15 protein-coding genes and 1 tRNA gene are annotated in these 13,968 nt (G+C 67.3%); 8 read left to right on the top strand and 8 right to left on the bottom strand.

All coding sequences use genetic code 11. The annotated features are described in order from the left end of the window. Positions 1–12: 12 nt before the first annotated feature. Positions 13–855, bottom strand: coding sequence for a methyltransferase domain-containing protein (locus H7V21_RS04915; protein ID WP_188055753.1), 843 nt, complete (start codon positions 853–855; stop codon positions 13–15). Between the two features lie 10 nt (positions 856–865). Between H7V21_RS04915 and H7V21_RS04910 the strand changes: the two genes are divergently transcribed. From H7V21_RS04910 to H7V21_RS04875, 8 genes are all read left to right on the top strand, one after another. Then, positions 866–1,630 carry a double zinc ribbon domain-containing protein gene (locus H7V21_RS04910; RefSeq protein ID WP_410482675.1) on the top strand — a complete coding sequence of 255 codons (765 nt, stop codon included), beginning with the start codon at positions 866–868 and terminating at the stop codon, positions 1,628–1,630. Between the two features lie 33 nt (positions 1,631–1,663). Next, entirely contained in the window at positions 1,664–1,921 is a 258-nt protein-coding gene (gene grxC / locus H7V21_RS04905) for a glutaredoxin 3 (RefSeq protein WP_188055751.1), read from the top strand. Then, a complete protein-coding gene (locus H7V21_RS04900; protein WP_188056363.1) occupies positions 1,921–2,742 on the top strand; it encodes a carbon-nitrogen hydrolase family protein in 822 nt (273 codons plus the stop codon). The genes grxC and H7V21_RS04900 overlap by 1 nt, the downstream gene beginning before the upstream one ends. Beyond that, positions 2,739–3,212, top strand: coding sequence for a DUF1178 family protein (locus tag H7V21_RS04895; protein WP_188055750.1), 474 nt, complete (start codon positions 2,739–2,741; stop codon positions 3,210–3,212). Before H7V21_RS04900 ends, H7V21_RS04895 begins: the two co-directional genes overlap by 4 nt. Before the next feature lie 62 nt (positions 3,213–3,274). Beyond that, positions 3,275–4,282 carry a hypothetical protein gene (locus H7V21_RS04890; protein WP_188055749.1) on the top strand — a complete coding sequence of 336 codons (1,008 nt, stop codon included), beginning with the start codon at positions 3,275–3,277 and terminating at the stop codon, positions 4,280–4,282. A 47-nt stretch (positions 4,283–4,329) separates the two neighbouring features. Beyond that, positions 4,330–4,406, top strand: a tRNA-Arg gene (locus H7V21_RS04885). A 120-nt stretch (positions 4,407–4,526) separates the two neighbouring features. Beyond that, positions 4,527–5,666 (top strand): hypothetical protein, encoded by a 1,140-nt coding sequence (locus H7V21_RS04880; RefSeq protein WP_188055748.1) that lies wholly within the window; start codon positions 4,527–4,529, stop codon positions 5,664–5,666. Then, complete coding sequence (locus H7V21_RS04875; protein WP_188055747.1) at positions 5,663–6,094, top strand: hypothetical protein; 432 nt, start codon at positions 5,663–5,665, stop codon at positions 6,092–6,094. The genes H7V21_RS04880 and H7V21_RS04875 overlap by 4 nt, the downstream gene beginning before the upstream one ends. 161 nt (positions 6,095–6,255) lie before the next feature. On the opposite strand, the gene H7V21_RS04870 is transcribed toward H7V21_RS04875, so the two are convergent. The 7 genes from H7V21_RS04870 to H7V21_RS04840 form a co-directional block, all read right to left on the bottom strand. Continuing rightward, a complete protein-coding gene (locus H7V21_RS04870) occupies positions 6,256–7,299 on the bottom strand; it encodes a UDP-glucuronic acid decarboxylase family protein (protein WP_188055746.1) in 1,044 nt (347 codons plus the stop codon). A 64-nt stretch (positions 7,300–7,363) separates the two neighbouring features. Then, positions 7,364–8,446, bottom strand: a complete 1,083-nt coding sequence (locus H7V21_RS04865) for a glycosyltransferase (protein ID WP_188055745.1) — start codon at positions 8,444–8,446, stop codon at positions 7,364–7,366. Position 8,447: 1 nt separating this feature from the next. Continuing rightward, entirely contained in the window at positions 8,448–9,536 is a 1,089-nt protein-coding gene (locus H7V21_RS04860) for a glycosyltransferase (RefSeq protein ID WP_188055744.1), read from the bottom strand. Then, complete coding sequence (locus H7V21_RS04855) at positions 9,533–10,642, bottom strand: glycosyltransferase (protein WP_188055743.1); 1,110 nt, start codon at positions 10,640–10,642, stop codon at positions 9,533–9,535. The genes H7V21_RS04860 and H7V21_RS04855 overlap by 4 nt, the downstream gene beginning before the upstream one ends. Further along, positions 10,639–11,742 carry a glycosyltransferase family 4 protein gene (locus tag H7V21_RS04850; RefSeq protein WP_262504010.1) on the bottom strand — a complete coding sequence of 368 codons (1,104 nt, stop codon included), beginning with the start codon at positions 11,740–11,742 and terminating at the stop codon, positions 10,639–10,641. The genes H7V21_RS04855 and H7V21_RS04850 overlap by 4 nt, the downstream gene beginning before the upstream one ends. Before the next feature lie 14 nt (positions 11,743–11,756). Next, positions 11,757–12,836 (bottom strand): NAD-dependent epimerase/dehydratase family protein, encoded by a 1,080-nt coding sequence (locus tag H7V21_RS04845; protein ID WP_223177048.1) that lies wholly within the window; start codon positions 12,834–12,836, stop codon positions 11,757–11,759. After that, the gene (locus tag H7V21_RS04840) at positions 12,833–13,948 is read right to left on the bottom strand and encodes an NAD-dependent epimerase/dehydratase family protein (protein ID WP_188055740.1); all 1,116 of its coding nucleotides are present in this window, start codon (positions 13,946–13,948) and stop codon (positions 12,833–12,835) included. The genes H7V21_RS04845 and H7V21_RS04840 overlap by 4 nt, the downstream gene beginning before the upstream one ends. Positions 13,949–13,968 lie beyond the last annotated feature (20 nt).

Below are 13,968 nucleotides of genomic sequence, written 5' to 3'. Positions count from 1 at the left end.
CGGGCGCCGCTTTCAGCGCTTCTTCTCGCCTGCGCGGAGCGCGTCGGCCAAACTCGCTGTCGCGCTGCCGCGGCGTGCCGGCCTGGGCTGCGAGGGATCGGGTGCCCAGCCGGTGGCATAGACGATTTCGAACCGCTCGGCAGTGCGGCCGTCCGCATCCGCGCGCGCCCCGAAGGCATCGGCAGCGCGGGCGAGCGTGCCGCGTGTGAGCGGGGCGGTTTCTGAGAGCAGATTGCCGCCCGCCATGCCGCGCAGGTCGCGCAGCAGGTCGAAAACGCTGCGGTAGCGTACCGTCAGCGTCTCCGCATCCGCGACCGGCAGTGCGAATCCGGCGCGCGCCAGCAGATCGCCGGCCGCACGGACGTCGATTTGCGGATGGAAGCGCGCGGCAGGCCGTTCGGTCTCGGCCTCGAGCATCACGGTGCGCAGCGTCGCCAGCGTGCCTGCCCCAAGGAAGGCGCCGAGGAACAAGCCGTCGGGGCGCAGCGCGCGCCGCGCCAGTGCCAGCGCGCCGGGCACGTCATTGACGCTGTCGAGCACGCCGGCGGAGACGATCAGGTCGAAGCTGGCGTCGGCGAAGGGTAGCCGATCCTCGTCCGCCTGCACGCCACCGGCGGCCCTTGCGAATCGGTACCCCGCGTCGAGGCGGGCGATGCGGGCGCCGGGCAGTTCGAAAGCGCCGCCGAAGCTGCCTAGCTCCAGTACGTCGCCGAACGTGCGCTTCACATCGGCAAGCCGCTCCGAAATGCCTTCCAGCATATGTGCGCGGACGAAGTCATAAGCGGAATAGGCGGGTGCCGCCCGGTCGCGACGGCGGCGGCGGCGGGCGCGATCGAAGATTTCGGAGTCGCTCACGGCCGTGCTTGTGCAGCGTTGCGTCCCCGGCGACAAGGCGCGTGTGGCCAGCCTCGCTTCCCTCCGACGGATCGCCGATCTCGCTCTGCCCCCGCGTTGCCCCGGCTGTGGGACGATCACTCCGGAGGATCATCGCTTCTGCGCGTCGTGCTGGAGCTCCCTTCGCTTTCTGGGTCCTCCCTGGTGCGCGGGCTGCCATCTGCCGTTCGAATTCGAGCGCGGACCGGATGCGCTGTGCGGAGCGTGCCTCGCATCGGCCCCGCCACACGACGGTGTGCGCGCCGCCGTCGCCTACGGCGACGTCGCGCGAACGGTGGCGCTGAAGCTGAAATATGGCGGGCGCATGGCATGCGCCGAAACGATGGCGACGGCGATGCTGCGGCTCATGCCGGCCGACGCCGAACTGCTGGTCCCGGTGCCGCTTCACCGCTGGCGGCTTTGGTCGCGCGGCTACAACCAGTCAGGGCTGATCGCCGCGGCGCTGGCGCGGCGCAGCGGAGTGCCGGCGACGCAGAACCTGCTGCGCCGCGCGAAGGCGACACCCGTGCTTCGCGGCCTTTCGCCGCGCCAGCGCGCCACGGCAGTCGCAGGCGCCTTCGCGCTTGCCCCCGGCGCCCGCCAGCAGCTGGCCGGCCGCACCGTCGTGTTGATCGACGACGTGCACACGAGCGGCGCCACCGGCAACGCGTGCGCCCGCATTCTCAAACGCGGCGGGGCGACGCGAGTGATCCTTCTGTGCTGGGCGCGCGTTCTCGAAACCGAAGCGGCCGATTGACAAGCGGCGCCCTGCATCACAGGTCGGAGAGACATGGCGAAAGTTGAAATCTACACCAAGGCATTCTGCCCCTATTGCTATCGTGCGAAGCACCTGCTCGACGGCAAGGGCGCGGCCTATCAGGAATATGACATCACGCTGGGCGGCGAGAAGCGCAAGGAGATGATCCAGCGCGCCAACGGCCGGACCACCGTGCCGCAGGTCTTCATCGACGATCGCCACATCGGCGGATCGGACGACCTTGCCGCGCTGGATCGCGGGGGCGGACTGGATCCCCTCCTCGGCCGATGATGCGCGCTGCGCTGCTCCAGATGACGAGCGGGATCGATCCCGCCGCGAATGGCCGCACGATCACTCAGGCGATTGCCGATGCGGCGGGCGAGGGCGCGGCGATGCTGTTTGCGCCGGAGATGTGCGGATTGCTCGATCGGGACCGCAAGCGCGCCGCGGAGGTAGTGGCGCGCGAGGAGGATGATCGCGTCCTGGCCGCGGTGCGCGAAGCGGCGGCGAAGCACGGGCTTTGGGTGCACCTCGGTTCGCTCGCGCTGCTGCGCGACGACGGCAAGCTCGCCAACCGGAGCCTTGTGATCGACGGCTCGGGCGCGATCCGGGCGCGCTACGACAAGATGCATCTGTTCGACGTCGACTTGCCGACCGGAGAGAGCTGGCGCGAATCGGCGACCTATGCCGGTGGCGAGCGCGCGGTGACGGTGGAGACGCCGCTCGGCCGCCTTGGCCTTGCGATTTGCTACGATCTCCGCTTCCCGGACCTGTTCCGTGCGCTGAGCGATGCGGGCGCGACACTGTTCGCGCTGCCGGCCGCCTTCACTCGGCCAACCGGGCAGGCGCACTGGCATGTGCTGCTGCGCGCGCGAGCGATTGAGGCGGGCGCGTTCGTGGTCGCCGCGGCGCAAACCGGCGAGCATGCGGACGGGCGCGCTACATATGGCCATTCGCTGGTGGTCGACCCCTGGGGCGAACTGCTGCTCGACATGGGCGAGGCGCCAGGCCTTGGCTATGCCGAGATCGATCCCGCGCGTGTCGAGGCTGCGCGCAGCCGTATCCCCGTGCTCAGCCATCGCCGGCCGATTCCGGGGGTGGAGGCGTTGTGATCGTCTTCGACTTGAAGTGCGGCCAGGGCCATGTGTTCGAAGCCTGGTTCGGCTCGAGCCGCGCCTTCGAGGAACAGCGAGCGGGCGGGCTCGTGCAATGCCCGATGTGCGGCGATCCTGCGATCGAGAAAGCGGTGATGGCACCGAACGTGGCGGCGAAAGGAAATCGCAAGGCCGATGCTCCTGCCGCGCGTCTCGACTCGACCCCCGCCGCCGAGGCACTTCCGTCTCCCGATGCAATCAAGGCGGCGCTGCAGGTGTTGGCGCAGGCGCAGGCCAAGGCGCTCGAGACATCGCAGTGGGTGGGCAAGAGCTTCGCAAAGCGTGCGCGCGCGATGCACGCCGGCGAAGAGGCCGAGGCCCCGATCCACGGCCAGGCGACGCTCGAACAGGCGAAGCAGCTGATCGACGACGGTGTTCCCGTCGCGCCGCTCCCCTTTCCGGTGGTCCCTCCCCAAGCGCGCAATTGACGTACGTCGTTCCGCGGTGAAACATGCGCTTCCGGCTGCTATGGCCGCAGGGGGGATACACCGTGCGGGGTTTGAAGTGGGCCGTTGCGGCGGCGGCAGTGATCGTCTCGTCGCAGCTGATCGCGCAGGACGCGCAAGAGGCGGAGCCGGATCACCTCATCCGCGGGGCCTATGATGCCTTGCTCGGGCGGCCTGCGGCGGCATTGCACTCCAGCGGGTATGAGCGGATCGCACGGTTGGATCGGAACGCGTTGATCCGCCGGCCGGGTGGGCCGGTGGACCGGGTGCGCATCGATCCCGAAAACGGCGATGTCGTCACCCGGATCGAAGGCGATGGCTGGTACGACCATCCGCACCCGAGCTTCCCGGACGGGCAGTTGAACCGACGCGCCTGTGATCGCGATCTGCAGACGCTTGCCGAGATCGCACTGCTGCGGTTTCCCGGGCTGATCGAGCAGCGCCAGAATGCCGGCCACGAGTCGCGCGTCCGCTTGGTCGAACCGCAGGAGGACCCGCTCGATGCGCGCAGCATCACGATCGCCTGCCTCTATCTCACCACCGGCACCGCATCGCTGACGCTTCAATATGCTGTCAGCCCACGTGAGCTGGAGGCCGAGCAGGTCCGCTACCGGCGCGAGTTCGACTCGGCCCGTGCGGCGCGTCGGGGGCTTTCGCTCACTCGGCTGGATCCCGAATGGGAGCAGGGGTTTGCGGCAATCGCCTATGACTGCACCGGCGAACGGAACGATCCGCGCGGCTATGCGGAGTGCAAGGTCCGCGACGACGGCTTCCACATGCGCGCGATCACGCGCGGCGTGGCGCATGTGCAGCACGGCCGGATCACTTCGATCGACTTTCAGATCGACGAGACGGAGGCGGGACTGCTGGACACGATCAACTTCTGGTATGGTCGGCCCGAGATCGTCGGCGACGAGCCCTATGCCGGCCGCGTCTGGCGCTTTGCCGACGGCGATCTGAAGTTGTTCGATTCGATCCTGACTCTGGAATTCCCCGAAGGCGCGGGGCCGGAGGTGCGCGGAATCCGCCTGACGCGCCGCCCGCGCGACTGATGGCGCAGATTGACCATCCCGATGCCGCATCCTACCCAGCGGCCCGTGTCCCGGTAGCTCAGCAGGATAGAGCAGCAGATTCCTAATCTGGAGGTCGGAGGTTCGAATCCTCTCCGGGACACCACGCCTATCGAGCCCTATCGAGCGGAATGCCCCAACCGACGCTCGCCCGCTCCCACGGCGATTGACTTGTTGGAAAATGTTGCTCAAATGTTCTCGTCCTTGAGCGAGTCGGGGGCAGAGCATGCAGATTTCGACGGAGCAACGCAGGGCGGCGTTTCGCGCCTGGTTGCGGACGGGGCGTGCCGTAGGTCCGGTCGACACGCACGGACGCGAGTGCAAGTTCAATCCATGGCACGACGCGAGAACAGGCAGGTTCACCTTTGCCGGTCAGGGCCGATATTTTGCTCGGAGTGCCGGTGGCGCAGCTCCCCGCGTTCGCCAGGATGCTCCGACCATCGAATTGCGCGAGATCCTTCCGCGTGTTGGAAGCCGGGAGGAAGCTGATGCGGAGCGGGATCGGCTTCTCGCGCTGCATGGCGACACCTCCGCAAACCGCGCGCTGATCGAAGACTGGCATCGACGCCAGCAGGAAGCGCTCGCGCCTTCGCCCGCCGATCCGCCGAACCCGTTGGCCGATTTTGCGACCGGCGTCGCCGAAGGAGTGTACGACGTTGCGGAAGGTGCCGTCACCGGCACTTACACATTGCTGACGACCAGTCCGATCGCGACCGTCGGGGCGCTTGGAAGCGGCATCGCCGGAACGATCGATGCGACGATCAAAGCGGAGGACACCCCTACCTACGTTCACTTGAACCGCGCGATTGCGTCGGTGGCAACTGCGTCGCCGCACGATATTGGCTACGCTTCGGGCACGGTGTTGGCCAACATCGGACTGGCGATCGGACCGCAGGCAGCAGCGTCGCGGGTTTCCAGCGCGGCGCAGGCCGAGGCGGTCATCCCGGTAGAGATGGCGAACCCGTGGCTGCTCGCGCCCACGCTCCGCGGGGAGGCTATCGAAAAGGCCCTGGGCCATAATGTGACGGTCAACTTTCCGGTCGTGGATCGGATCATCAATCGGGAAATCACAAGCATCAAAAGTATCGACTTGGATGCGGCTTCGCATCGTGCTGCCGACCGATTTCGAGGCACGCTCACCGGCTATGTGGACAAGATTTCCCGCTACAGCGGTACTCGCGAGCGGGGGTGGGGTGGTCTTCGGCTGTGGGAAGAAATGATCGGACACCGGGTTCTCGAACTGGCCGTTCCGCATGCTGCGAACGCTCTCCAGCAAAGGGTGTTCGAGCAAGTTAGCGAATATGCGGCATCACTGCCGCGCCCTGTACAGGTCCGGATCGTCATCGTCAGGGAGGTAGAGAAATGAAAAGTGCGTGTGCACTGCTAAAGAACGGCAAGGTCTATACGCAGGCGTTTGCCGGAACGGACAATGTCGTCTGGATATCCTACGGCCCGGTATTCGTCAGCGACTATGGCGACATCGAAGCGATGACCGAGCATCTTCGCGCGGCGCTCGAAGTCTCGACGCAGGGCGTGCCATATCCGAAGCGCGACGAGTGGCCGCTGGTGCAGAAGCCGATGCTCGATGCGGTCGGCGCGAAAGACTGGAGGGCACTCGCGCGGGGCGCGAAAGCGGTCGGAATCGACCTTGAGGATGGGGTCGTCACGCTGTCTCCGTCGGCGAACTATGAGGACGAGGGGGGCAGCGATCGTTCCGAGAAGAACATCCGGGTCGAGTTCGATTCAAGCGCGCTTGGGAGGCGTCTCCTGGATGCGTTCGAAGCGTGCATCTAAGCATTTGCTTCGAGCGCGCGATCGCCAGCCGGAGGCGATGACCGGCTGGCGGCACGGCTTGTGGCGATCGGCACGAGCGCCCAAGGCACGGTTCGGTTGAGTCGCCATTCTCCGCAGATCTGTGGGATCGGGTGACGCGCGTACCGGCGGGAAGTCGGCGGTCAGACGGCGCTCGCCGCGACTGCCGGCATGTCGGTCCATTGGCGCCGGCCGCGCCCGGTCCGAACCGGAGCGTCGAGTTCCTCGGCGAACCAGGCGACGGTCTTTTCCAGCCCTTCGGCGAGGGGCACCCGCGGCTCCCAGCCCAGCCTCGCTTTTGCCCGGCCGATGTCGGGACGGCGCCGCCGCGGATCGTCCTTCGGCAGCGGCTTGTGCACGACGGGGGCGTCGGACCCGGTGAGCTTCAGGATGTGGCCGAGCAGTTCGTTCACCGTCAGCTCGTTGGGATTGCCGAGGTTGACCGGCTCCATCCCGTCAGATTCGCTGTCCATTAGGCGCAGCAGCCCGTCGACGAGATCGGAGACGTAGCAGAAGCTGCGCGTCTGGCTGCCATCGCCATAGATGGTGATCTCGCGGCCGGAGAGCGCCTGACAGATGAGGTTGGAAACGACGCGCCCGTCATCCGGGTGCATGTGCGGGCCATAGGTGTTGAAGATACGCGCGACGCGCACTTCGGCGCGGCCCATGCGGGCATAGTCGAAGGTCAGCGTCTCCGCCGCGCGCTTGCCTTCATCGTAGCAGGCGCGCGGGCCGGTGCAGCTGACGAAGCCGCGATAGCTTTCGCGCTGCGGGTGCATCTCGGGATCGCCATAGACTTCGCTGGTCGACGTGAGCAGGAAGCGGGCGCCCGCGGCTTCCGCCAGCTTCAGCAGATGATCGGTGCCGACCACATTGGTCAGCATCGTGTGCTCCGGGTCCGCCTGATACTGCGGCGGCGAGGCGGCGCAGGCGAGATTGTAGATTTGGGTGAAGCGATCGGTGCGCTCGCGAACGGAGGCGGGCAGGGGCTGCACCACGTCGTGCTCGATGAACTCGAAACCGGGCAGCCGCTCCAGCGCGCGCAAGTTCGAGGGGCGCGCGGTCTGCAGATTGTCGAGGCAGACGACGGAATGGCCTCGATCGACCAGCGCCTGGCAGAGATGCGAGCCGATGAACCCGGCGCCACCTGCGACCAGGACCAGCGATTCCTTTCCATTACGCATCATCTACTCCTCGAATAACGTCTCGCGAACGCCTTGTGACGATTGCAAAACAACAACTCTCAAGACCTTAGGCAGTTGCAGCCGCTGCTCCGGCGAAGGTGCTCTTTCGTCCCGCATCGCCGAGATGATGCTCCAGCTCGGCGGCACGATGGGCCGCGCTATGCTCCGCCAGCACGCGCTCACGCGCCTTCCCGCCGATTTCGCGCGCGTCGCGTGCGAGCGCGGCGAGCACGTCGTCCGCTCCGGCGGCGAGCAGCAATTCGCTCCCCGGCTCCAGCAGCGTCTCGATGCCTTCCCAGTGATCCGAGAGGATCGGCACTCCGCACGCCGAGGCTTCGAAGATGCGCACCGAAGGCGACCAGCCGGCGGCGATCATGTCGGCGCGCGTCACGTTCAGCGTGAAGCGCGACGCGCCGTAGAATTCAGGGTGGTCGGCAGGCGGCAGATGATCGATCCGCTCGACGTTCTCCGGCCAGTCGATGTCTTCGGGATACTGCGGTCCCGCGACCGCGAAGCGCCGCTCGGGGCAGCGTCGCGCCGGTTCGATCAGCAGCTTCTCGAGCGTGGGCTGCCGATCGGGGCTGTAGGTGCCGAGATAGGAGAGATCCCAGCGCTTGGGCACATCGAGCGGCGGATAGGCTTCGGGATCGACCGAACAGTAGAGCGGCCGTGCGGCCGGCGAACCATAGTCGCGTTCGATCCGATCGAGCGTCGGCCCGCCGGTGAACGAAAGATAGACGTCGTAGTCGGGGATCACCTCGGGCGAGAGATATTCGAAGTCGCCGCGCGCGAGCTTCGCCAGCGTCACCGGCGTATCGATGTCGTAGAAGGCGACCGGGCCTTGCGCCCAGTCCTGCACCAGCCGGGCGACCGCAACGCCTTCGGGAACATAGGAACCGACGATGACGGCGTCGGCGGCGGCAATCCGACTCCTCCAGCGGGCGAGATCGTGGAGATCGTCATAATAGCGGAGCTGACAGAAGCTCGGGTCCGGCAGGTCGCGGTGGTCGCGATACCAGGGAACATCCCTCTCCAGAAACAGGATGTCGTGTCCGCGTGCCGCGAATGCCTTCAGCAGCGCGCGGAAGGTCGTGGCATGACCATTGCCCCAGGACGAGCTGAGCGAGAGGCCGAGTACGACGAGGTTCATGTCACACCGCCTCCCGCGCCTTGGCGCGCTCGGCCTTGAGGATCGAGTCGAGCTGTTCGCCGCGCAGGGCGTAGGTGTGTTCGGCGAGCACGCGCCGCAGCGCTGCCTGCCCAATAGCCTCGGCGCGTTCCGGCGTGAGCGCTGCGATGTGATCGGCGACGTCCTGCCCGTCGCGGGCGACCAGCACTTCCTCGTCGGGTACCAGGAACTGCTCGATCCCCTCCCAGGCGTCGGTGATGAGACAGGCGGCCGCGCCCGCGGCTTCGAACACGCGCGTCGCAGGCGAAAAGCCGATGTTCGCCATCGAATCGCGCGCAACATTCAGCACGGCCGTGGGGGTGCAGTTGAACGCATTGTGGTCGCGCGTGCCGACATGGCCGATCGGGCGGACATTGCCGGGCATGGTCTTGTCGTGCCAGCCGTTGCCGCCGATCAGGAAAGTGCGATCGGGCAGCGCGGCGGCGGCACGCAGGAAGAACTCCTCCACACGCGCCTCGCGGTCGGGCAGCCGGTTGGCGAGGAATGCGAGATCAGCCTCGAAGCGCGAATCCTGTGGGACCGGATGATGCGTCTCCGGGTCGAGCGCATTGTAGATCGGCACGCAGGCGCGGGCACCGAAGCCGGTATAGGCGTCGACGACGGGCGCGCCGCCGCCATAGGTGAGCACCAGATCATAATCGGGCAGCGCGTTTCGCAATGGGTGATCGGGCGCACTGCGAATCTCGTCGAGCGTGGCCGCGGCATCGACGTCCCAATAGATGCGTGTCGCGTCGGGCCGGGCATGGCGCAGCACGCCTTGCAGCAGCTCGGTGTCGAACACGCCGACGCCGCTCGCCTTCACGACCACATCGGCGTGGGCGGCGTCCGCCAGCACTGACCGAAGCCCGTCCTCGTCCGCCGGATAGACCGTTACGGCGGCATAGTCCGGCGGCTCGATGTCGCGGTGCGCCTGGCGGTCGAACGCGTCGGGCTCGTAGAAGTGGATGTCGTGGCCGTGCGCCGCGAGCGCCTTCAGCATCCCGCGATAATAGGTCGCCGCTCCGTTCCAGTAGCTCGACAACAGGCTCGATCCGTAGAAGGCGATTTTCATGCGCAATGCTCCGCAGGCTGGGCGCGCAGGCTCGCGGCGATGGCGAGCAGCTCGTCGGCGCGGTGCGCGCATGTGTGGCGGGCGCGAATGGTCTCGAGCCCCTTGGCGGCAAGGGATTGCCGCAGCGCAGGATCGTCGCGCAGCGCGACGAGATGGCGCCGCATCGCGCTTTCGTCGGCCGCCACCAGATAATCCTCGCCGGGGCGGAAGAGATGCTCGCTGTCGTCCCAGGGCGCCGAGACGAGCGGGATGCCGCAGGCGAGTGCCTCGAACACGCGGATCGTGGGAATGCCGGGCAGGATGGTGGTGTAATATCGGCGCGGCACGTGCACCGTTGCCAGATGCCGCGCGAACAGGCGCGGCACTTCGGCGTTCGGTGCCCATCCATGGTAGCGCGCGCCGAAGACTCGCAGCGTCGCCTTCGCGCTGTCGGGATAGCGAACCCCATGGACGTCGAGCGGAAGCCCGGCGTCGCGGGCGGGGCGGAAGAGGAAGCGTTCCAGCTCTTCGGTCCGTTCGCCGTCGCCCCAGTTGCCGATCCATACCAGCCCCTCGCGATCCTGCGGCTCGGCGGGGAGGTGGAAGTGGCGGGTGTCGGCCGCTTCATGCCAAGTCCATACCCGGTCGCGCCAACCCCAGTCGCGATAGACTTCGGAGAGGGTCTCGCCGAACGCCAGCACGCCGTCATAGGCGTCGAGCTCGTAACTGCGCATTTCCTCCGGCGCGCTCACCGCGCGATGATGCGTGTCGTGGAACAGCAGGAGGAAGCGGCCGCCGCGCGCGCGCAGTCGGCCGAGCCGGGCGACCAGCGCCGGCTCGTTCCATTCATGGACGATCACCAGATCGGCGCCCTCGACCATGGGCTCGATCGGATCGCCGGAGGCATAGGGGATCGACGCGAGATCGGGATAGGCACGACGAAACGCATCGAGTCCGGACGCGCCATGATCCTCGAGCAGATGCGCGAGGCTCCAGTTCGCCTCGGGCTCGAATGCACGGACCTCGTGCCCGGCTGCGATCAACTCGCGGAGCACGCCGCGCAGAAAATGTGCGTTTCCGTGGTTCCAGCAGCTGCGCAAGGAGTGCGTGAAGTAGACGATCCTCACGCAGCGGCTCTCCCTTGCCCTTCGTCCGGCAGGAATCCCGAGTAGAGCCGCGCCATGCCGGCAGCCATGGCGGCGGGCGTGTACTGGGCCGAGCGCTTGCGTGCAGCCTGGCCGAGCTGTCGGCGCGCGAGCGGGTCGTCGCGCAGCGCCTTGATCGATTCGGCGAAGCCCGCCGCATCATGCGGAGCGACGAAGCGTGCGGCACCGTCCCACAGCTCACGGAAGGTCGGGATGTCCGAAAGCACCAGCGGACAGCCTGCCGCCGCTGCCTCGAGCACGGCGAGACCGAACGGCTCGAATGTAGCCGCGCTGACGAAGATGGGGCGCTGGGCAAGCGTCCCGGCGAGTTCGGCGGTATCGATCCGGCCCATCCGGTCGAGATGTTCCAGCGACGGCTCCTCGCCGTGCGGACCCCGAGTCGATCCGGCGGCGCGGAGCGGAACCGTCAGAAGTGCGGCGGCGCGATCGAGCGTGCGGGCGTTCTTCACATCATCCCACAGCCGCCCCGCGGTGAAGGCGAAATCGGCCGGCGCCTCGCCGGACTGTGGCGGCAGCGGCAACGGCCGTCGCCCGTTGTGGACGACCACCGGCGTGTCCGGCAGGCGATAGTGGCGCGCGATGGTCGCGGCATAGGCGGCGCTGGGCGCGACGGTAATGTCGGCGGACGTGAGGCCACGCCGCATCAAGGCGCGGTGCCACCGATAGTTCGGCGCCAGCGGTTCGCTGCGCGCCGCTTCCCACCAAGTGGAGAGGCAGCCGTGATTCACTGCCACCACCGGCAGCCCGAACCAGGTGTCGGCGCCAAGCGCAGGCGAGTTGAGATGGACCAGATCGACGTGCTTCTCGCGGGCAAGCGCTGCCACCGCCTTGCCAGCCGCGCGCACCGGAGCTGCCGAATCGCACATCCAGTCGAGCGGAAGGCCCGTTTCGACGAGTTCGAGACCGCGGATCGCCTCGGCCTCCGCGCGCTGCGCGGGGGAAGGCTCGGGGCCAAGCACGGCAAGCACGGTCTGCGCGCCATGCGGCGTGAGCGCAGCCGCCAGATCGGTGGCATATTGCCACACGCCGCCGACGGCATCGGCGGTCATCAGGATGCGCATCCGGCCTCCGCTCCTCATGTCGCCACCGCCTGAACGCGCGGCTCCGGCTCGGCAGGTCGGCCAAGGGAAATGCCACGCTCTTCGGCGAGCCACTGCGCCAGCGCGGCAATGCCTTCGCGCCAGGAGCGTTTCGGCTGAAGGCCGAGCGCGGCTTCCGCAGCCCGCGTGTCGGCGACGAACCAGCGCTGGTCCCCCGCGCGCCAGTCGGCAAAGTCGACGGCCACCTCGCGGCCGAGCAGCGCACCGATCTCGGCGATCACCTGGCGCAGGCTTACTGCATTGTCGGGCCCGCCGCCGAGGTTGAACGCGCGTCCCGCGACCCGATCGATATTCTCCCAGGCGCGGACATAGGCATCGACTGCATCGCGAACGTCGAGCACGTCACGCACCTGCCGCCCGTCGCCATAGAGCGTCACCGAACGCCCCTCGAGCGCACGGATCAGGAAATGGGCTACCCAACCCTGATCCTCGGTACCCATCTGGCGCTGGCCATAGATGCAGCTCATCCGCAGCACCGCGGCCGGCACCCCGAAGCTGCGCGCGTAATCGAGTACATATTGGTCCGCCGCGCCCTTCGAGCAGCCATAGGGCGTGTGGAAATCGAGCGGGCGGGTCTCGGAGATGCCATGGGTGCGGACCGCGGCATCCGCGGGTAGCCATGCGCCGTCGCGGCTCTCGAATTCCATGTCGGCAAGGTCGCCATAGACTTTATTGGTCGAGGCGAAGACCAGCGGCGTGCGCGAGCCGCGCAGCGCCTCGAGCAAGTTGAACGTGCCGGCGATGTTGACTTCGAAATCTTCGCGTGGGTCGGCGAGGCTCGTGGTCACCGCCACCTGTGCCGCGAGGTGGAACACTGCTTTTGCTTCGCGGGCCGCCAGCGTCAGGCGGTCGGCGTCGCGGATGTCGGCGGTCACGTCGCGGATGCGATCGCCGTGGCGCGCGCGCAGCCACGCGAGATTGCGCTCCACGCCGGGGCGGCTGAGCGCGTCGTAAACGAGTACCGCATGGCCGTCGCCCGCCAGCCGATCGGCGAGGTTCGCGCCGATGAAGCCGGCGCCGCCGGTGATGAGGACAGGGCGAGTATCGGCGGTCATGCGACGAGCCCACGCTTTTCCAGCTCGGCGCGCGCCTCGCTCACGCGATCTTCCGCGGTCTGCTCGGCAACCCATTCCGCGAGTTCGGCGAGGCCTTCGCCGAAATCCTTGCGCGCTCGGAAGCCGATCGCATCAGCGGCCTTGGACGTGTCGCAGAAGCAGTGCCGGATATCGCCGATGCGGCCCTTGCCGACGATCTCGGGCTCGATGTCGTTCTTGCCCATCGCCTCCGCCAGTGCATTGGCGACTTCCGTGACCGAGCGGTCCTGCCCGGAACCGATGTTGAACGTCTCGCCCACTGCCTGAGGCAGCTCGAGCGCATCGGAGAAGGCACGGGCGACATCGGTGACGTGCACGAAGTCGCGCCGCTGCTCGCCGTCCTCGAAGATCATCGGCTGCTGACCGTTGAGCAGCCGCGACGCGAAAATGGCGAGTACGCCGGTATAGGGGTTGGAAAGCGCCTGGCCGGGCCCATAGACATTGAACAGCCGCAGGCACACGCCCTCGATGCCATAGGGCTTTGCCATGATGTGGGTCGTGCGCTCCTGCACATATTTGTTGAGCGCATAGATCGACGCGAGATTGGGCCGCTTCCACTCGGGCGTGGCGACCGGCGTGAGCGGCCGTCCCTGCTCGTCGAGCGGCTCCCAGTTCGCCTGGCCATCCTTCAGCGTCTTGCGTTCGGCATCCTGCACGGGTTCGCCGTCGGCATTCTCGTACAGGCCCTCGCCATAGATCGACATGGAGGATGCCGTGACCACGCGGCGCACGGGATTGTCGATCAGCCGCTCGAACAGGACGGCGGTGCCGACGTCATTGACCGAAGTGTAGCGCTCGACTTCGTACATCGATTGACCCACGCCGACTTCGGCGGCGAGATGGACTACGCTGTCGATGCCCTTCAGCGCGCGCGCGACTGCATCGCCATCGCGCACGTCACCGCGGATCAGCTCGGCACCCTGGGGGAGCAGGGGCGGACGTTCGACATCGCCGTGTACCTGGGGAATCAGCGAATCCAGCACCCGCACGCGGTTGCCGCGACGCAGCAGCTCTTCGCAAACGAAGCTGCCGATAAAGCCGGCTCCGCCGGTAATGAGTATTGATTCCGTCACAGTTCGGCGCCCCCACCAAC

The organism is Sphingosinithalassobacter sp. CS137 (assembly GCF_014334115.1).
Taxonomy (GTDB): Bacteria; Pseudomonadota; Alphaproteobacteria; order Sphingomonadales; family Sphingomonadaceae; genus Sphingomonas.
Note: the sequence above shows the minus strand (reverse complement) of the source record. Positions and strands in the feature narration are given on the sequence as shown.